Here is a 17,853-nt window from a genome sequence, read left to right on the forward strand (position 1 = left end):
TCCTGGTGCACCTTTGTGCTCTTGGTGTCTTGGTGGTAAAAGATGTTTGCTTATTTTGGAGTCCCTATGCCTGTTAATTACACCACCCCCTCCCCCGATCAACTCCATCCCGTCGCCGGCGTGCGCCTCGGCGTCACCGAGGCCGGCATCCGCAAGAAGGATCGCAAGGATCTCACACTGATTGCGCTCGACGCCGGTGCCAACGTCGCCGGCGTGTTCACCCAAAATCGTTTCTGCGCCGCGCCGGTGACGCTCTGCCGTGAACGTCTCGCGCAAGCCAGCGACATGCGCGCGCTGGTGATCAACACCGGCATCGCCAATGCCGGCACCGGCCAGCCCGGTATGGATGCCGCGCTGGCGACCTGTGCGGCCGTAGCGGAGACATTGGGCGTCGCAGCGCGCCAGGTGCTGCCTTTCTCCACCGGCGTGATTCTCGAACTGCTGCCGGCCGAACGCGTCATCGCCGGACTCGACGCCTGCCAGGCCGATTTGCGCGCCGATGGCTGGCACAACGCGGCGCACGCCATCATGACCACCGACACGGTGGCCAAGGCCGCCTCGCGCCGCATCGATATCGGCGGCAAAACCGTTACCGTCACCGGCATGTCCAAGGGCGCGGGCATGATCCGCCCCAACATGGCGACCATGCTCGGCTTCGTCGCCACCGATGCCGGTATCGCCGCGTCGCTGCTGCGGCAACTGGTGAAGGACGCCGCCGACGCGTCATTCAATTGCATCACCGTCGACGGCGATACCTCGACCAATGACTCTTTCATACTCATCGCCAGCGGCAAGAGCGGCCTGTACATCGACGCCGAGTCCGCGCCGGAATGGCCGGTACTGCGCGAAGCCATCATCGCCGTCGCCATCGAACTGGCGCAGGCCATCGTGCGCGACGGCGAAGGCGCCACCAAGTTCATCACCGTCGCCGTCGAAGGCGGCAAGGATAAAGAAGAGTGCCGCAAGGTGGCCTATGCCATCGGCCATTCGCCGCTGGTGAAGACCGCCTTCTTCGCCTCCGACCCCAACCTCGGCCGCATCCAGGCTGCCGTCGGCTATGCCGGCATCGACGATCTCGACGTGGCACGGACACGCATCTGGCTCGATGACATCCTGGTATCGGAGAACGGCGGCCGCGCCGCAAGCTATCGGGAAGAGGATGGCGTGCGTGTGATGCGGCAGGCCGAGATCACGGTGCGCGTCGATCTCGCCCGCGGCAATGCCGGGGCCACGGTGTGGACCTGCGACCTCTCTTACGATTACGTGAAAATCAATGCCGATTACCGGACTTGAAATCGGCCATACCGGTTACTCGCTCCGCGTGGATTGAACTATTCAGTATCCCAAGGGCGAGCATCCGCTTCTTGAAATTGATTCCTTGCCCATAATTTTCTTCGCTCAGCTTTGCCGGGTCAGCACGTCGTAAGCATCGGCGAGTCGCAGCAGGGATTCGCTGCAACGGTTCCGCGTTGATGAGCCGTGCATGAGCGCAAGCATCTGCGGTTCGAGTGTTGCGAGACGGCGGATCGTCTTCGCGGTGAGGGGTGAGAGCGCCGTGGCATGAAAAAGCTCTTCTGCCGCAAGTGCGGGCTCAACGATGTCAGCATCAGTTATTGGCGGTCCGTCGCCTGTATGCGTGAAGAGGTCGCCGCAAAAGAGTGTCTTGGTGGTTTCCTCGAAAAGAACTCGCGCTTCCCAGTTGTGTGGAACGTGTGGCGTGTCAATGTGCCGAACAAGCTTTCCGCCGAGATCGATGGTCTCACCGTCAGCCAGCTTGCGTGGGGGACGATCGCATAGGTCGTCGAGTGAAACCATGCAACCTGTCGCACCATGTGCCACCTGGGCGCGGGGCGCAACGGCCAGGAATTCGTTCATCGCTCCGCACTCATCGGATTCCACGTGTCCGAAGGCGATCCAGCGCAGCCGCTCAAGGGGAACAATGCGGGCAATCGCCTGCGAAACCAGCGGAAACATCCGTCGCGGACCCGTATGGAAGAGAAGGGGATCGTCAGCGTCCACGAGGAACTGATTGAATGTGAAACCGCCCGGGGCCACCTCCGGAACGCACGTTGAGAGACGGTAGATGCGGTCGGCTATCTCATGAGTGGTGGTTTGCATAGGTGTACTCCCTGAGCAAGCGATAATCTATTATGCGCTCTACCTTAAACGACGCGTGAGAAAGAGTCTCAAGTGAAGTTTTATGGTCCGGCGGAGCCAAAACTAAACGTGACTACGGCTGACCGCTCGTGGCCGATTTCACTCATGCGACAACCCGCTCAAAAGCAGTCACCGGTGATTTATTCATGAAAATTACGCCGGCGCTTTCGGCCGGTTGCTGCCCGCGACGATGGGGAAATAGTAGAGCCGGCATTCGAGCGCGCCGTTGAAGAGCGGGGTCTTGCGCTTCGGTGCGAGGCCGATGAGTTTCGGCAGCCGCGTGTCGGCGGAGAGGAACCAGCAGTCCCAGCCGGCAAAGTTTCGTTTCAGCGCATCGCCGAGGCGCGGATAGAAGGCCGCCATCTGTTCCTGATCGCTTAAGCGTTCGCCATAGGGTGGGTTGGCAATCAGCATGCCACCGGCCGCAGGCGCGTTGCGTTCGAGCAGATCGCATTGCGTCACCTCGACCAGGTCGTCGATGCCGGCATGGGCGAGGTTCTGGCGCGAGCGGGCCACGGCGTCTTGCGTGATATCACTGCCCCAGATCGGCAGTTTGGCGGGCGACTGCCGTTTCTGCGCGGCTTCGACGGTCAGCCGCCGCCACAGCGCGGCATCGAAATCGAGCAGGCGCTCGAAACCGAACTCACCCGCTTCGCGCGACAGGCCCGGCGCATCGCCAAGACTCATCTGCGCCGCTTCAAGCAGGAAGGTGCCGCTGCCGCACATCGGGTCGAGCAGCGGCGTGCCGGGCTTCCAGCCGGCCAGGCGCAGGATGCCGGCGGCGAGATTTTCCTTGAGCGGCGCCTCGATGCGCGCGATCTTGTGGCCGCGCTGGTAGAGCGCCTCGCCCGAGGTGTCGAGATACAAGGTCGCCTCGGTGGCGGTGACGAAGAGATGAATGCGAACGTCCGGGTTGCGCGTGTTGATGCTCGGCCGTCGCCCGGTGTCGTCGCGGAAGCGGTCGCACACCGCATCCTTGGTGCGCAGGGTGATGAATTCCAGGCTTTTCAGCGCCGACCTGATCGAGGTGACATAAACGCGAAGGGTGCGCTCGGCCGTAAACAAGCGCGGCCAGTTCACCTCGCGCGCAAGGCGGTAGATGTCGTCTTCGCGCGCATAGGGCCCGTGCGCGACCTGCCACAGCACGCGCGTAGCGATGCGTGATTCGAGATTGACGCGATAGCGGGTCTCGATCCCGCCCAAGTAGAGCACGCCACCCGGCGTTGTCCTGACGTTGCCGCCGCCGGCGGCAACGACATCTTCTGCCAGCAGCGGCTCCAGTCCGCGTGGGCACGGCGAAAAATACTGTTGACTCAAGATGGCCTCGCTGCGGCACGAATGCCGTCATCGATGGTGGGATAACGCAGCCGCAGTTTCAGTTCCCGCTTCATGCGCTCGTTGCCGATGCGCCGCGATTCGCGCATGAAGGATAGCTGCAGCGGCGGCAGCACTTGCTCCGCTTCTGCACGCGGCAGGCGCGGTGCACGCGGCAGCGCAAAAGCGTCGGCAAGCTGGTCGTACCAGTCGCCCATACGAATCGTGGAATCGTCGCAGATGTTGTACACGCGGTTGGGTCGGCCGTGACGCAGCGCGGCGCTGCAGGCGGCGGCAAGGTCGTCGCCATGAACATGATTGGTAAATACATCGTCGCGTTCCGCGAACAGGGGCAATCCCTGGCGCAGCCGCTCGAGCGGCAGGCGCTCGGCGGCGTAGATGCCGGGGGCGCGCAGAATCGACACCCGGCAGTCGCTGCCGATCCCGAAACGCCGCAATCGGGTCTCGGCATCCACGCGCCGCCGGGCACGCGCGGTGAGCGGCGCCAGCGTTCGCGTCTCGTCGATGCGGGCGCCGCCACAGTCGCCATAGACGCCCGTGGTGCTGATGTACACCAGTCGCTGTAGTAGACTGCCCCCGGCTTGCAGTGCAGCAATCAGGCGCCGGGTGCGCGCATCGATATCGCCACTGTCCGGTGGTGGCGCACTGTGAATCACTGCCTGGGCAATGCCACGCAGCCGCCGCAAGGTAGGCGCATGATCCAGATCACCAAGCAGTTGGGTGATCCCGAGCGCAGCCAGCATCGGGTCGCGCTGCCGCACCAGCGCATAGACGCGCCAATGCCGGGTCAGCCGCGGCAGGGCGTGCCGCATTACATCGCCGCAGCCTATGATTAACAGTCGTCGCATGGAAATGTAATTATCTCATGGCCTTCAACATCACCCTTCACCCCAGCGGCAGCATCGTGGCCAGAACCCTGTCGGCGCGCATCGCTGCGCTGGAGCAGATCGCGCCCAATGTGCTCATCGTTACGCTTGAGTTGCCGGCCACAGAAAGTTTCGATTTTCGCGCCGGACAGTACATCACACTATTGTTCGATGATGGCGAACGACGCGACTTCTCGCTCGCCAACGCACCGCATGAACGAGGCCTAGTGCAGTTGCATATCCGCCTGGCGCAGGGTTCGTTGTCGACGCGCATGTTCACCGAAGTACTCAAGCTGCACGACATCCTGCGCTTCGAGGGCCCGATCGGCAGCTTCCACCTCAATCCCGAGTCGACCAAGCCCATCATCATGCTGGCCGGCAGCACCGGCTTCGCCCCGGTCAAGTCCATCCTCGACGACATGGCATACCGGGACATTCGACGCGAAGTGCATTTGTATCGCGGCGCGCGCGACCGGGCCGAACTGTATCTGCCGCATCTGCCCGAGCAGTGGGCGAAAACCATCCCGCATTTCACCCATGTGCCGGTGCTGTCGGAGCCGACGCCGGCCTGCCACTGGGCGGGACGCACCGGACTGGTCCATCAGGCGGTGCTGCAAGACTTCGCCGACCTATCCGCTTTCGAAGTTTATGGCTGCGGCGCCGTAGCGATGCTGGAAGCGGCGCGGCGCGATTTCGCCGCGCACGGTTTGCCGTCCGAGGCATTCTTCGCCGATGCGTTTACACCAGCGCCGGCAAAGAAGTAATTTCGGTTTGGTTCAACGTGGAGGTGACCGGCCTCGCGCGGCTTTATGCGCGAGGCCCAAGCGACCGAAGGGGGCGGCGTCAACCGCCATGTCAGGAGCGTACATAGAGCGGTTTGGCGACACGCTTTATTTTTTCCTCTTGCTCGGAGCTCACAAACATGATGTCGAGAGCCTGGGCAGCATTGAACATTGAAGAGAAATCTCCACCCATAGCCTTAGCTATTGTTCGTTCGTTTCCAGTCTTGGCCCTGATGCACAACGCCACACTTGGAGTATCCGCATTTGGATATGCGACAAGAACGAGATAAGCACTTTCAACTTGCGCGTACTTCCGGAGTGTTTGGGATAATTTTTGTTTAAGTTCTGTTTCTGCTTGTCCGGTTTTTTCTGCAATAAATTGCGTATCAGGAACATGAAGTTCGTCAATTGGCGATGCCATGACACTAAAGACGATACTCATGGCAAAAATTAAAATGGCAATTCGCTTCATTTGCCCCATGCTCCTGACAGTTATCAATCGGACAACTCTGTCCAGTTGTTGATAATTATACTAACTGCATTATTTTACAAAGCGTGAGTTCTATCCCCGCGCGCAAAGCCGATCAGCGGCTCCTCGATCCCTTTGCTCAGCGCGATCACCTTGAACAACTCGCCCATCTCGTTGGGCGACATCAGCAGCTTGAGCGCCCCCGAAGCGCGTGCGGCGGAGGCGGCATCGCCCTCGCGCTGGCGTTGCGCCAGCAGTTCGGCAATGCCGCAATTCATCAGGAAGGTGGATTGCGCGGCATAGCCGGCTACGTCGGCGCCGGCATCGAAGCCCGCTTCCGCCACGGCGGTGAAATCGACATGGGCCGTGATGTCCGACAATCCCGGCCACCACAACGGATCGTCATGGGTGCGCTGCCGATAATGGCAGCGCACCGTGCCGCCATTGCGTTGCGAGTGGTAATACTCGTGGCGCGGCAAGCCGTAATCGATCAGCAGCAGCGCCCCGCGGTGCAGGCGGCGCGCCATTTCCGATACCCAGGAGCGGCCCGCCAGGCCGATCTCGCTGCGATAAGGCGCCGTCACGTCGAGCGCCAGCGCCAGCCCGGCGAGATGCGCATCCGCAGCGCGTTCGGCGCGAATGAATTTGCCTGCGGCATCGAGCGCGATGCCGACTTCATTGATGCCATCTGCATACCACGCAACTTCGTGCGCCGGCATGGCATCGAGCACCTCGTTGCCGATCAGGCAGCCGGAGAATGTTTCCGGCAGTGCGTCGAGCCATTCGACCCGAGCGAAAAAGCCGGGCGCGTTTTGCCGGATCGTCTCACGCTGGCGCGCCTGCAACTCGCCGGAGAGTTCGAGGATCTGATAGCGCTGTGGCGCACAGCCCAAGGCATCCAGTGCCAGCAACAGATCGGCGGCAAGCTTGCCGCTGCCGGCGCCGGCCTCGATCAGCAAAGGCGCTGAGGCCTGCATCACCTGGGCAACCTGCCGCGCCAGCGCCTGTCCGAACAGCGGGGTCAACTCCGGCGCCGTGAGAAAGTCGCCTTCCACGCCGAATTTGCGGCTGCCGCCGGCGTAATAGCCGAGGCCGGGGGTATACAGGGCAAGGCTCATGTAGCGGGCGAAGGAAATCCAGCCGTCGCTGGCGCGGATTTCAGCGGCGATATGCTGCGCAAGGGCGTTGCTCGCGGCCTGCGCGTCGGCGGAAGGTTCGGGCAATGAGGATTTCATGGGGCTGGAAGCAGCGCTCGGCCCGGTTGCATGGAATGGTCGGTACTGCGGCGAAACTGGAACCCGCCCTAATGACAAGTGTATTCCCTGTCGTCCTCGTCGGACAGCAATTCTTCCAGGATCAGCGCATCGAATTCGTGCTGGCGGCGCCAGAGGACGGCGAGCACGATGACCTTTAATTTGGAAAGCGCGACTTCGGAATCCGGGAGCGCCAGCGCGCGCTCGACGACGGTTTCGCGCAGCGCGGGATCGAGCGTGCCGGCCTGCTCCAGAAAAACGAGAAAGCCGCGGCATTCAAGTGAAAGGCGGGCTTGTTCCGCTTCGTCATAGACGCGGATTGCGGTGCCCTGTTCGCGCAGTGTGACGACGACGGCTTCGCTGTGTTCCAGGCCGTCGAGCCAACTGAGCGCTTCGGTGATTTCCTCTTCCTCGAAACCGGCGGCGGAGAGCTTGCGCGCCAAAACGGCGGGTTCGGGATAGGCGTCGGGCAGGTAATTCTCAAACAGGTAGACCAGGATATCGATCACGTTTGTGCCCTTAATTTAGCGTGAGAAAGCGGCAACGGAGCACCTTGTGATATCGAGCGCAGCGGGCCGACTGGTAGCCCCGCCCCGGGGGTTGAGGCGGGAATTCGCAAAGCACCGCTTTGCGCCGCCGAGACGGGCGAGCTGTGCAAAGCGAGCCCTGGAGCAGGTATGAGGGTGGGGGGCGTTCAATTTGTCTTTGCGCATTTTCATCCTCCGGGGTGGCGCTGGTGATCATGCGCGTCAATCAAGTAAGTCGCTGATAAAGACCGCCCGGCAATTGCGCCACGCGACCATCGAGTTCCAGCGCCATCAGCATCGCAAGAATGTTGTCCGCCGTCAAGCCGCTTCTTTCGATCAATACATCCACCGTGCACGGATCATGACCGAGCAGCCCCAACAGGACGGGTTCCCCCGGGTTGTCGGTGGAATCGATGGAATTGGAAGAAGAAAGTTCCGTTTCCCAGCGCAACTCTTCGAGGATGTCCTGGGCCGATTCGACCAGCTTGGCGCCCTGGCGGATCAACGCATGGCAACCGCGCGACAGCGGCGAATGGATCGATCCCGGAATGGCGAACACCTCGCGTCCCGCGTCGGCCGCGAGTCTCGCGGTGATCAACGAACCGCTGCGCTGCGCCGCCTCGACCACGAGACAACCCAGACCGAGTCCCGCGATGATGCGATTGCGGCGCGGGAAGTTATTGGCCAGCGGCGGCGTACCCACCGGGAACTCGCTGATGATGAGGCCGCGTTCGGCCAGCAGGCGGGCGAGATCCTGATTGCGTGCGGGGTAGATGCGGTCGGGCCCGGTGCCGATCACGGCAATGGTCGATGCAACCGACTTCAATGCGCCGCGATGTGCGGCAGCGTCGATGCCCAATGCCAGCCCGCTGACGATGGTGATGCCGGCGGCGGCAAGCGCTTCGGCAAAAGCCTCGGCATTCGCTTCGCCCTGGCGTGTGGCATTGCGGCTGCCGACGATGGCCAGCGCGGAACAATTGAGCAACTCGATGCGTCCCTTGGCATAAAGCAGCACGGGGGGATCGGGTTGATCGAGCAAGGCCCTGGGATAGGCCGCATCGGCGAGCGTAACGATCCGGTTGCCGCTTTGATTGGCCCAGGCCAGACCCGCCTCGATATCGGCGCTGGCATCGTGATGCAGCAGTTGTTGCGCGAGTTCGTATCCGACGACGGTCGCCAGTTCGGAAACGCTGGCGGAAAAAATCGCCGGCGGAAGGCCGAAGGCTTTCAGCAGTTTGCGTTGCGATTCGCCGCCGATGCCGGGAACTGCCGTCAGGCGCAACCAGCCGGCAAGTTCAGCGGCATTTAACCTTGCATCCGTTGCCATTGAATGCTGGCCGGCTTAAGGAGTCTCGACCGTATCTCCAACCATCACGGACTGCGATGCCTGCATCACCAGTCCATAAGATACCTTCTCGAAAGTACGGAATACATAGAGCAGACCATAGCGTTCATTGGGCAGGGCGAAATCGTACTTGGCGCCACGGTATCGATCCGTAATCTCCTGCCCGGTGCGTGAAAGCGCAAGGACATGCCCGACCTCAATACCGCTTTTCTTGCCCCCGGTGATGGCGATAATCGAATAATTGCCGCCCGCCTCGTTGTCGCCATAGATCGACACTACGCGGGAATTCACATTCCCATTCGGTTTGTGCAAAGTATAGTTGACGATCTGTAGGCGCGGTGCAACGATGAGACGGTCGTCCTTGCCGATGTCCTGGCGTGCGGTAAGAATGCGCACGGTCCCGGGAACCCCTTTTTTATTGGCACTCGCGACGATCCCTTGCTTCACCACCTTGGCAGTCCCGAGCAGAACCGCTTCGTATCCGATTACTTCGCCGGTTGCTGGATCCTTCATCGCCTTGCCCGGCCGGTAGACCTGCCAGAGCCGCGGCGGCCCGGACATTTCCCTATCGACATAGACCAGATCCCCTTGTGCACAAATTACATTGTCGTTTTCCGTAGCGACAATGCGGGGAGCCGTTTCCAATGCATCCTCCTCCACCACCAGAGGCTGCGACAGGAAGGGTTCGATGACCTGCTGGGGGATGGCCGGGATTTCCTGAGTTTGATCGGTAATCCGCACCTGCGGTTCGAGCTTGACGGTCGGAACGCCGCCACTGCCGCCACCTTCGATGCTCAGACGCGGCCGTCCGTTAATGGTATCAAGCACCAGCACCTGGCCGGGATAAATCCAGTGCGGATTCTTTATCTGTTCCTTGTTGAAGCCCCATAGCTCTGGCCAGCGAAAAGGATCCTTGAGGTACAACTTCGACAAATCCCACAGCGTATCCCCTCGCACGACGACGTGCCGGCTCGGCGCATCGGGTATTAATTCAAGCGGGGCATCGGCGGCCGGAGCGGCCTGCGTGAACAGCACTGCACTTGAAATCAGGACAAACAGCGTAGATATAATACGAGCCATCGCATATCTCCTTCGATAGTTTTGCCGATTCTGCCCGCAAATCCCTCTCGCATCAATCTTTTCCATGTCCCTGCTGCCAATTCTGCTCTATCCCGATCCACGTCTGCACAAGAAGGCAGTTCCGGTCGCGTGCGTCGATGACGCGATCCGCAAACTGGCGGCGGACATGGCCGAAACCATGTATGCCGCGCCAGGCGTCGGTCTCGCTGCGACACAGGTGGATCGGCACATCCGCCTGATCGTGATCGATGCCTCGGAGGACAAGTCCAGCCTGTTGACGCTGATAAACCCCGAAATCCTGGATCGGTCGGGCGAATGCGAGGGCGAGGAGGGTTGCCTGTCGGTACCCGGCATCTACGAAACCGTGAAGCGTTCAGAACGGGTCAAGGTGCGCGCGCTCGGACTGGATGGGGCGACGTTTGAACTCGACGCCGAGGGGCTGCTCGCGGTCTGTATCCAACATGAGATAGATCATCTGGACGGCAAGGTGTTCGTCGAATATCTCTCGCAGCTCAAGCAAACGCGCATCAAAAAGAAACTGGCGAAACACGCCCGGATTACGATTTAGCCGGCCGCGGCGGAACCACTAAGAGGAGTGCTTTCGATGGAGAGCTTTGATGCTTGGCTGGAAAAACAGCAAATAGACCCTCCCCTCCCGGCCTCCCCCTCACGGAGGAGGCGACTGATTGGCTCGCTTCGCTCGACGGTCACGGGGCGCACTTGGCAGCGGTCTAAGCGGATGAGGATCATTTTTGCCGGCACGCCGGAATTCGCCGCACAGGCGCTGGCTGCGATGCTTGCCGCCGGCCATGACGTGCCCCTGGTGCTGACGCAACCCGATCGTCCGGCCGGACGCGGCATGAAGCTGCAAGCCAGTCCGGTCAAGCAACTCGCCCTTCAGCACGGCATCGCGGTTTACCAGCCCGAGCGGCTGAAAGATCCCGCCACGCACGAGCCGCTCCGCAATGCTAACGCCGATGTCATGGTGGTGGCGGCCTATGGCTTGATCCTGCCGCAGGCGGTGCTCGACATTCCGCGCCAAGGCTGCCTCAACATCCACGCTTCGCTCTTGCCGCGCTGGCGCGGGGCGGCGCCGATCCAGCGCGCCATCGAGGCAGGCGATGCCGAGACCGGCATCACCATCATGCGCATGGAAGCCGGACTCGATACCGGCCCGATGCTGCTGAAAAAAGCCCTGCCGATCGCCGGCGACGACACCGCTGCCACCCTGCACGACAAGCTTGCGGCGCTGGGCGCCGCCATGATCGTCGAAGCCCTGCCGCAACTGGGTCGATTGCTGCCGCAAATCCAGCCCGAAGCGGGCGTTAGCTACGCGCACAAGATCGGCAAGGCGGAATCGATGGTGAACTGGGGCGACGATGCAGTGATATTGAGCCGCAGAATCCGCGCCTTCAATCCCTTTCCCGGCATGGTGGCCTCGTTGCGGGGCACGCCCATCAAACTCTGGCAGGCAGCGCCGGAAAACGCCAGCGGAATCCCGGGCACCATACTCGCCGCCGACAGCCATGGCATCGTGGTCGCCGCAGGTGACGGCGCGATTCGTATCACTCAACTGCAAAAATCTGGCGGCAAGCGGCTCTCTGCGGCGGAGTTCATCGGCGGCCTCCCGCTATCCGTGGGCGATGACTTTGCTGTGGCAACAGATTGATTTTTTTACTGCGGCCCCCATCTAACGGCTGTCGATATCACAGAAGGAAAAGACCCCATGTTCAACTGGTTCAAGACTTCCCTGCTCATGGCGGCCATCGTCGCCCTGTTCGGCATCGTCGGCGGCATGATCGGCGGCGAAAGAGGCATGCTGCTGGCCCTCGTCTTCGGCGGCGGCATGAACCTGTTCTCCTATTGGTTCTCGGACAAGATGGTGCTGCGCATGTACAACGCGCAGGAGGTCGATGAAAGCTCCAGCCCGTATCTGTACGGCATGGTAAAGGGCCTGGCGCAAAAGGCCGGGCTGCCGATGCCGCGCGTTTATCTGATCGACGAAGCGCAGCCGAATGCCTTCGCCACCGGCCGCAATCCGGAGCACGCCGCCGTCGCCGCCACCACCGGCATCGTGCGCATGCTGTCCGAACGCGAATTGCGCGGCGTCATGGCGCACGAACTGACCCACGTGAAGCATCGCGACATCCTGATTTCCACCATCGCCGCCACCATGGCCGGAGCGATTTCGGCGCTGGCCAACTTCGCCATGTTCTTCGGCAGTCGCGACGAGAACGGCCGCCCGGCCAATCCGCTGGCCGGCATCCTCGTCGCGATCCTGGCACCGCTGGCGGCAATGCTGATCCAGATGGCGATCTCGCGCGCCCGCGAATTCGAGGCCGACCGCGGCGGCGCCGAAATCAGCGGCGATCCGAATGCGCTGGCCGACGCACTGGCCAAGATCGACGCCTACGCGCGTGGCATTCCGATGGCCAGCGCGGAAGCGCATCCTGAAACGGCGCAGATGATGATCATGAATCCGCTTTCCGGCGAAGGTCTGGCGGGCCTGTTCCGCACTCACCCGTCCACCGAGGAACGCATTGCCCGTCTGCGTGCGTTAGCCTGAGTCGGTTTACGCGCGTGGCCTGTTATCCTCAGGCCATGCCGGCCGCCGCTCCCATTCCCGCCAATCCACCTCTTTCCAAAGCGTTTGCCTGCGCCGCGAACGTGGTCGCGGCTGTCATCGGCGGCCGCAACCTTGACCGCGAACTGGTCTCCGTACCACAAGCCTTGCGTCCTGCTGTCCAGGATCTCGCCTACGGCGCACTGCGCCAGTACGGGCGCGGCGATGCGCTGCTGGCGCCGCTGCTGGCGAAGCCGCTCGCCGAACTGACCATCCGCAGCCTGCTGCTGACCTCCGTATATCGGCTTGAAGCACGGCCCGACGATGCCCATACCACCGTGGACCAGGCGGTATCTGCTGCCGCATTGATGGCCAACGGCCGCTTCAAGTCGCTGGTGAATGCGGTGCTGCGCAACTTCCAGCGCCAGTATGCCACCCTGGTCGACACGGCACTGATGCATAACTCCGCACGCTGGCAGCACCCGCAATGGTGGATAGAAAAAGTCCAATTAGCCTACCCGCAGCAATGGCGGGACATCCTTACGGCAGGCAACGGCCGGCCGCCGATGACGCTGCGCCTCAACCGCCGCCGCATCGATAACGCAAACATTTATATTGAACGCCTCGTCCAACACGGCATCGGCGCGCGTGCCCTCGATGACAGCGCCATCCTGCTCGACAAGCCGGTGCCCGTAGTGCAACTGCCGGGCTTTGCCACGGGCGAGGTATCGGTGCAGGACTGGGGCGCGCAACGCGCCGCCGGCCTGCTCGACGCACAGCCGTGCATGCGCGTGCTCGATGCCTGCGCTGCGCCGGGCGGGAAAACCGCCCATATCCTCGAATTGGCCGATGTCGACCTGACGGCGCTCGATGCCGATGCGAAGCGCCTGCAGCGCGTGGCCGAGAACCTGGGCCGCCTTGGCCTGACTGCAAAACTATCGGCGGCGGATTGCATGGCCATCGCTACCTGGTGGGACAAACGGCCCTTCGATCGCATCCTTGCCGATGTGCCCTGTTCAGCCTCGGGCGTCGTGCGGCGCCACCCAGACGCCAAGTGGCTGCGGCGCAGATCCGATGTCGCGAATTTCGCACGCACTCAATCGTATATCCTCGACGCGCTGTGGCAGCTGCTCGCGCCCGGTGGCAAAATGCTGTACTGCACCTGCTCCGTGTTCGAAGAAGAAAACCGGCAACAGATACAGGCATTCGTTTCCCGGCACGCGGACGCACGACGGCTGCCGACGAGAAACCAGCAAACCGAATTGCAATTGATACCCAGCGCGGAACACGACGGCTTCTACTACACGCTTATCGAGAAAAATGCGTAACTTGTTCATGCTCGCGATCATGCTGCTGTGGGCCTCCTGGGTCCAGGCCGCATCCATCGAGCCGGTCAGGGCCAGCATATTTCCTACCGAAGACGGTTACGCGCTGTCGGCCGACTTCGCCATCGATCTTGGACCGCGCGCGGAAGAAGTGGTGTCGCGTGGCGTGCCGCTCTATTTCAATCTCGAACTCGACGTCACCCGGCCGCGAAAATACTGGGTCGATGAGCATATGCTCGGCTATGCACTGACCTATCGCCTGACTTACAACGCACTGACGCGCAACTATCGGCTCGGCACCGGCGGTGGCCTTGGCCGCAGCTTCGATACGCTCGCCGATGCCCTGCGCGCCATGGGCCGCATTGCAGCGTTGCCGATCGCAGGCAAGGGTAAATTCAGGTCTGACGAGACCTATCAGGCGATATTGCGTTTGTCATTTGATCGCGGGCAGCTGCCCAAGCCCTTCCAGCTTGACGCCCTCATCAGCCACGACTGGCAAATCGATACCAAGGTATTGCGCTGGCAATTCCCACTGACGGAGCAGGACGCGAAATGAAAATCCTGCTCATCGCAGCAGCAGCAGCAGGCGCCATCCTGCTTTCGCTGCTGACATTCGCCAGCGCCAACACCGATTTGTTCGCCCGGCAATATCCGCTCCTGATGGGCGCCAACGCGATAATCGCAGTGGCATTGCTGGTAATGGTCGGCATGCAGTTGCGTATATTGCGAAGGGAATACCGACGCGGCGTTTTCGGCTCACGCCTGAAAACCCGGCTGCTGTTGATCCTGGCGTCGATGGCGGTGCTGCCCGGTCTCCTGGTCTATGGCGTGTCGATGCAATTCGCCGTCAACAGCATTGAATCCTGGTTCAATGTCCGCGTCGACAGCGCACTCGAGGGCGGCTTGACGCTGGGACGCAACGTACTCGATTCGCTTCAGGCCGACCATGCGGCCAAGGCGCGCAATATGGCGCTCTATCTCTCCGACACCAATGAGATCCAACCCGCACGACTGGACCGGCTGCGCGAACAGTCCGGCGTTCAGACCGCGACCGTGCTGACATCCGGCGGGCAAGTGATCGCAAGCAGTTCCTCCGATCTCTCACGTCTGTTGCCACCGCTTCCCACCCCCGTACAACTGCGTCAGGCGCAACGGAGGCAGGGATTATCCTGGGTCGATGGCGATGCGGAAACGGGATTGACGCTCCACGTTCTGGCGCCGGTCAGCCGCGGCATGCTCGGCAATGAGAGGATATTACAACTGACGCAGCCGGTGCCGGCCGCCATTTCGCATAGCGCCGAAAACGTCGAAGCGGCCTACCGCAGCTATCAGGAACTGCAACTTGGCAAGCGGGGACTGAAACGCATCTATACCATGACGCTGACCCTCGCCCTGTTGCTGGCACTGCTCGCTGCCGCCGCCGCCGCATTCTTTCTCGCCAAGCGGATGGCGCAGCCGTTGCTGATTCTGGCGGAAGGTACGCAGGCCGTCGCGGCGGGAGACTTTACGCCACGCGCCGAACTGGAAACACCGGATGAAATGGGCGTGCTGACACAATCCTTCAATCGCATGACGCGACAATTGGCGGAAGCGAAACGCGATGCCGAACGTCATCGTGAAGAACTCGAAGCCGCACGCGGTTATCTCGAAAGCGTGCTGGCCAACCTCTCCACCGGCGTCCTCGCCTTCGATACCGATTTCAGGCTGCGCTCAGCCAACCGCGGCGCGACCGCCATCCTCGACGATACGCTCGAAGATGTACGTCAATTGCCCTTGCTGGAATGGCATAGGCATACAGTGCTGGCCGAAGCCATCGCCGGCGGCTTTGAAGAACGCGGGCCGGAATGGCAACTCGAACTGGAAATCGGCAGCGCGACCGGGGCGCCAAAGAGGCTGCTGGTGCGCGGCTCGGTGCTGCCCTTTGCTGCCGGCTATGTAGTGGTGTTCGACGACATATCAGACCTGATTGTGGCACAGCGTTCCGCCGCATGGGGCGAGGTGGCGCGGCGGCTGGCGCATGAAATCAAGAATCCGCTGACGCCCATCCAGCTTTCAGCAGAGCGTCTGCAGTTCAAGCTTGCCGGCTTTCTCAATGCCGAGAATCGTGAAATGCTGGAGCGTTCGACGCAAACCATCGTCAGCCAGGTGCAGGCGATGAAGAACATGGTCAACGACTTTCGTGACTACGCGAGGATGCCGTCGCCGGAGTTGTCCGTTCTCGATCTGAATGCCTTGGTTGATGAAGTACTCCGTTTGTACGAAGGCAGCCATGCGCAACCGGTATTCCATCCAGACCCGCACTTGCCGATGATTACCGCCGACGGCAACCAGATGCGCCAGGTGCTGCACAACCTGCTGCGCAATGCACAGGATGCCCTGGGCAATTTGGATGCTCCATGCATCGACATACAAACCGGGCGAGCGGGACAATATGCAATGCTCAAGGTATCCGACAACGGAGGCGGTTTTGCGCCTCAGACATTGGCGCGAGCATTTGAGCCCTACGTTACGACCAAACCGCGCGGTACCGGACTGGGGCTTGCAATCGTCAAGAAAATCATCGACGAGCACAAGGGCGAAATTCGTCTCGCCAATCGCGCTTCGGGAGGAGCGGAAATCGTCATCAAATTGCCGCTGGCGGAATCAGCGGTGGCAGCAACATAACGCGCATGGTCGCCAGCGCCACCTATGAGGATGAAAATGCGCAAAGATAAATTGAACGCCCCCCACCCCCATGCCTGCTCCATGGCTCGCTTTGCACAGCTCGCCCGTCTCGGCGGCGCAAAGCGGTGCTTTGCGAATTCCCGCCTCAACCCCCGGGGTGGGGCTACTGATCAGCTCGCTGCGCTCGATATCACAAGGTGCTCCGTCGCTGCTTTTTACGTTAAAGGATTGGGTTTATGGCACAAATACTGGTAGTGGATGACGAGGTTGGCATACGCGAACTGCTTTCGGAAATATTGCGTGACGAAGGGCATGATGTGACGCAGGCCGAAAGCGCGGCCGTAGCTCGCACCGCGCGCGAAATGGCGCGACCCGATCTGGTACTGCTCGACATCTGGATGCCGGATACGGATGGCATAACGCTGCTCAAGGAATGGGCCGCGAACGGCAAGCTCAACATGCCGATCATCATGATGTCGGGACACGCCACCATCGAGACCGCCGTGGAAGCCACCAAGATCGGCGCGCTGGACTTTTTGGAGAAGCCGATCGGCATGCAGAAACTGCTTGCCGCCGTAAAGCGGGCGCTCGATCACGGCAAGCGCCCGACCTACAATGAATTGTCGCTGGCCGCATTTCCGCGTTCTTCGGTGCTCAAGGAGTTGAAGAAGCGGCTGGAGCAACTGAGCGCCGTCAATCGCAGCGTCCTGTTACGTTCATCGCCAGGCGGCATCATCGAACTGGCGGCAAGGACCTTGCAGGCTTCGGGCAGGCCCTGGCTGGATTTGTCTTCGGATACCCATCCACTCTCGCTGGAAGATCTCAAGTCGGCGAGTGGCGGCGTAATCTATGCCGAAGAACTGGGGCGTCTTGTTCGCCTGCAGCATAAGAACCTGCTCTTCGTCGCGGAACGCCTGGAAAGGTTCAACCTGCGCCTCGTCGCCGGCACCGATCTTGATCCGCCTGCGCTCGCCGCGCAGGGATGGGATGAGGGAATTCTGGGCCGCACCTTCAGCGCCCGTATCGGCGTACCCACGCTCTCCGAATTGCGTGATGAAATTCCCGATATTGCCGCCCAATTATTGACACGACTGGTCGAAACGGGAGAAACGCCCCTGCGCCGCTTGTCCACCGCGGCGCAAAACATCCTGCGCCAGCATGACTGGCCCGGCGGTTATGCCGAACTCAAGGCAGCAATCAAGTCGCTCGCCATCGCGGCGCTGGAAGAGGAGATCAACGGTGACGAGGTACAGCAACTGGTGTCCCCCGGCAACCAGAACCCTGGCGTTTCGCTGGGCTTGGCGCTCGACGTCATGAGCCGGCCGCTACGCGAAGCGCGTGAGGTTTTCGAACGCATGTATTTCGAGTTCCATCTTGCCAAGGATGGCGGCAACATGACGCGGCTGGCGGAAAAGACCGGCCTCGAACGCACCCATCTCTACCGCAAGCTCAAGGATTTGGGGCTAAGGTAGTAAAATCTCCGTTTT

17 protein-coding genes are annotated in these 17,853 nt (G+C 61.4%); 9 read left to right on the forward strand and 8 right to left on the reverse strand.

Annotated elements, in window-relative coordinates:
* The first annotated feature begins 66 nt into the window (after positions 1–66).
* Complete coding sequence (gene argJ, locus K5E80_RS09260) at positions 67–1,293, forward strand: bifunctional glutamate N-acetyltransferase/amino-acid acetyltransferase ArgJ (protein ID WP_220635879.1); 1,227 nt, start codon at positions 67–69, stop codon at positions 1,291–1,293.
* Positions 1,294–1,398: 105 nt separating this feature from the next.
* Here argJ and K5E80_RS09265 read toward each other — a convergent pair whose 3' ends face one another.
* The 3 genes from K5E80_RS09265 to K5E80_RS09275 all read right to left on the reverse strand — a co-directional run bounded on the left by K5E80_RS09265 (position 1,399) and on the right by K5E80_RS09275 (position 4,340).
* Positions 1,399–2,118: an oxygen-binding di-iron domain-containing protein gene (locus K5E80_RS09265; protein WP_220635880.1), complete on the reverse strand. Its 720-nt coding sequence runs from the start codon at positions 2,116–2,118 to the stop codon at positions 1,399–1,401.
* 192 nt (positions 2,119–2,310) lie between these two features.
* Positions 2,311–3,474, reverse strand: coding sequence for a THUMP domain-containing class I SAM-dependent RNA methyltransferase (locus tag K5E80_RS09270; protein ID WP_343213239.1), 1,164 nt, complete (start codon positions 3,472–3,474; stop codon positions 2,311–2,313).
* Entirely contained in the window at positions 3,471–4,340 is an 870-nt protein-coding gene (locus tag K5E80_RS09275) for an SDR family oxidoreductase (protein WP_220635881.1), read from the reverse strand. Before K5E80_RS09275 ends, K5E80_RS09270 begins: the two co-directional genes overlap by 4 nt.
* A 17-nt stretch (positions 4,341–4,357) precedes the next feature.
* Between K5E80_RS09275 and K5E80_RS09280 the strand changes: the two genes are divergently transcribed.
* Positions 4,358–5,122, forward strand: a complete 765-nt coding sequence (locus tag K5E80_RS09280) for an FAD-binding oxidoreductase (RefSeq protein WP_220635882.1) — start codon at positions 4,358–4,360, stop codon at positions 5,120–5,122.
* A 91-nt stretch (positions 5,123–5,213) separates the two neighbouring features.
* Here the strand turns inward: K5E80_RS09280 and K5E80_RS09285 are convergent, their stop codons facing one another.
* The 5 genes from K5E80_RS09285 to K5E80_RS09305 all read right to left on the reverse strand — a co-directional run bounded on the left by K5E80_RS09285 (position 5,214) and on the right by K5E80_RS09305 (position 9,814).
* Positions 5,214–5,612: an enhanced serine sensitivity protein SseB C-terminal domain-containing protein gene (locus K5E80_RS09285; protein WP_220635883.1), complete on the reverse strand. Its 399-nt coding sequence runs from the start codon at positions 5,610–5,612 to the stop codon at positions 5,214–5,216.
* 74 nt (positions 5,613–5,686) lie between these two features.
* Positions 5,687–6,844, reverse strand: a complete 1,158-nt coding sequence (locus K5E80_RS09290) for a class I SAM-dependent methyltransferase (RefSeq protein ID WP_220635884.1) — start codon at positions 6,842–6,844, stop codon at positions 5,687–5,689.
* Positions 6,845–6,912: 68 nt separating this feature from the next.
* Positions 6,913–7,371 carry a Smg family protein gene (locus tag K5E80_RS09295; protein WP_220635885.1) on the reverse strand — a complete coding sequence of 153 codons (459 nt, stop codon included), beginning with the start codon at positions 7,369–7,371 and terminating at the stop codon, positions 6,913–6,915.
* Positions 7,372–7,615: 244 nt separating this feature from the next.
* Positions 7,616–8,716, reverse strand: a complete 1,101-nt coding sequence (dprA, locus tag K5E80_RS09300) for a DNA-processing protein DprA (RefSeq protein WP_220635886.1) — start codon at positions 8,714–8,716, stop codon at positions 7,616–7,618.
* A gap of 15 nt (positions 8,717–8,731) precedes the next feature.
* Positions 8,732–9,814 carry a LysM peptidoglycan-binding domain-containing protein gene (locus K5E80_RS09305; RefSeq protein ID WP_220635887.1) on the reverse strand — a complete coding sequence of 361 codons (1,083 nt, stop codon included), beginning with the start codon at positions 9,812–9,814 and terminating at the stop codon, positions 8,732–8,734.
* A 64-nt stretch (positions 9,815–9,878) separates the two neighbouring features.
* Between K5E80_RS09305 and def the strand changes: the two genes are divergently transcribed.
* The 7 genes from def to K5E80_RS09340 all read left to right on the forward strand — a co-directional run bounded on the left by def (position 9,879) and on the right by K5E80_RS09340 (position 17,838).
* On the forward strand, positions 9,879–10,382 hold the full coding sequence (gene def / locus K5E80_RS09310; protein ID WP_220635888.1) for a peptide deformylase: 504 nt from the start codon (positions 9,879–9,881) through the stop codon (positions 10,380–10,382).
* A 171-nt stretch (positions 10,383–10,553) separates the two neighbouring features.
* Positions 10,554–11,483 carry a methionyl-tRNA formyltransferase gene (fmt, locus tag K5E80_RS09315; protein WP_220635889.1) on the forward strand — a complete coding sequence of 310 codons (930 nt, stop codon included), beginning with the start codon at positions 10,554–10,556 and terminating at the stop codon, positions 11,481–11,483.
* A 57-nt stretch (positions 11,484–11,540) separates the two neighbouring features.
* Positions 11,541–12,380 (forward strand): zinc metalloprotease HtpX, encoded by an 840-nt coding sequence (gene htpX / locus K5E80_RS09320; RefSeq protein ID WP_220635890.1) that lies wholly within the window; start codon positions 11,541–11,543, stop codon positions 12,378–12,380.
* Positions 12,381–12,394: 14 nt separating this feature from the next.
* The gene (rsmB, locus tag K5E80_RS09325) at positions 12,395–13,705 is read left to right on the forward strand and encodes a 16S rRNA (cytosine(967)-C(5))-methyltransferase RsmB (RefSeq protein WP_246590930.1); all 1,311 of its coding nucleotides are present in this window, start codon (positions 12,395–12,397) and stop codon (positions 13,703–13,705) included.
* Complete coding sequence (locus K5E80_RS09330) at positions 13,698–14,258, forward strand: DUF4390 domain-containing protein (protein ID WP_246590931.1); 561 nt, start codon at positions 13,698–13,700, stop codon at positions 14,256–14,258. Before rsmB ends, K5E80_RS09330 begins: the two co-directional genes overlap by 8 nt.
* Entirely contained in the window at positions 14,255–16,366 is a 2,112-nt protein-coding gene (locus tag K5E80_RS09335; protein ID WP_220635891.1) for a sensor histidine kinase, read from the forward strand. The genes K5E80_RS09330 and K5E80_RS09335 overlap by 4 nt, the downstream gene beginning before the upstream one ends.
* A 236-nt stretch (positions 16,367–16,602) precedes the next feature.
* Complete coding sequence (locus tag K5E80_RS09340) at positions 16,603–17,838, forward strand: sigma-54-dependent transcriptional regulator (protein ID WP_220635892.1); 1,236 nt, start codon at positions 16,603–16,605, stop codon at positions 17,836–17,838.
* Positions 17,839–17,853: the final 15 nt, after the last annotated feature.

Origin of the sequence: Georgfuchsia toluolica, from assembly GCF_907163265.1 — a bacterium.
Lineage (GTDB): Bacteria > Pseudomonadota > Gammaproteobacteria > Burkholderiales > Rhodocyclaceae > Georgfuchsia > Georgfuchsia toluolica.

Bases quoted from the DNA above. Each gene is read 5' to 3' on its own strand.
- argJ (WP_220635879.1), top strand. From the start codon at position 67: ATGCCTGTTAATTACACCACCCCCTCCCCCGATCAACTCCATCCCGTC.
- K5E80_RS09265 (WP_220635880.1), bottom strand. From the start codon at position 2,118: ATGCAAACCACCACTCATGAGATAGCCGACCGCATCTACCGTCTCTCA.
- K5E80_RS09275 (WP_220635881.1), bottom strand. From the start codon at position 4,340: ATGCGACGACTGTTAATCATAGGCTGCGGCGATGTAATGCGGCACGCC.
- K5E80_RS09280 (WP_220635882.1), top strand. From the start codon at position 4,358: ATGGCCTTCAACATCACCCTTCACCCCAGCGGCAGCATCGTGGCCAGA.
- K5E80_RS09285 (WP_220635883.1), bottom strand. From the start codon at position 5,612: ATGAAGCGAATTGCCATTTTAATTTTTGCCATGAGTATCGTCTTTAGT.
- K5E80_RS09290 (WP_220635884.1), bottom strand. From the start codon at position 6,844: ATGAAATCCTCATTGCCCGAACCTTCCGCCGACGCGCAGGCCGCGAGC.
- dprA (WP_220635886.1), bottom strand. From the start codon at position 8,716: ATGGCAACGGATGCAAGGTTAAATGCCGCTGAACTTGCCGGCTGGTTG.
- K5E80_RS09305 (WP_220635887.1), bottom strand. From the start codon at position 9,814: ATGGCTCGTATTATATCTACGCTGTTTGTCCTGATTTCAAGTGCAGTG.
- def (WP_220635888.1), top strand. From the start codon at position 9,879: ATGTCCCTGCTGCCAATTCTGCTCTATCCCGATCCACGTCTGCACAAG.
- fmt (WP_220635889.1), top strand. From the start codon at position 10,554: ATGAGGATCATTTTTGCCGGCACGCCGGAATTCGCCGCACAGGCGCTG.
- htpX (WP_220635890.1), top strand. From the start codon at position 11,541: ATGTTCAACTGGTTCAAGACTTCCCTGCTCATGGCGGCCATCGTCGCC.
- K5E80_RS09330 (WP_246590931.1), top strand. From the start codon at position 13,698: ATGCGTAACTTGTTCATGCTCGCGATCATGCTGCTGTGGGCCTCCTGG.
- K5E80_RS09335 (WP_220635891.1), top strand. From the start codon at position 14,255: ATGAAAATCCTGCTCATCGCAGCAGCAGCAGCAGGCGCCATCCTGCTT.
- K5E80_RS09340 (WP_220635892.1), top strand. From the start codon at position 16,603: ATGGCACAAATACTGGTAGTGGATGACGAGGTTGGCATACGCGAACTG.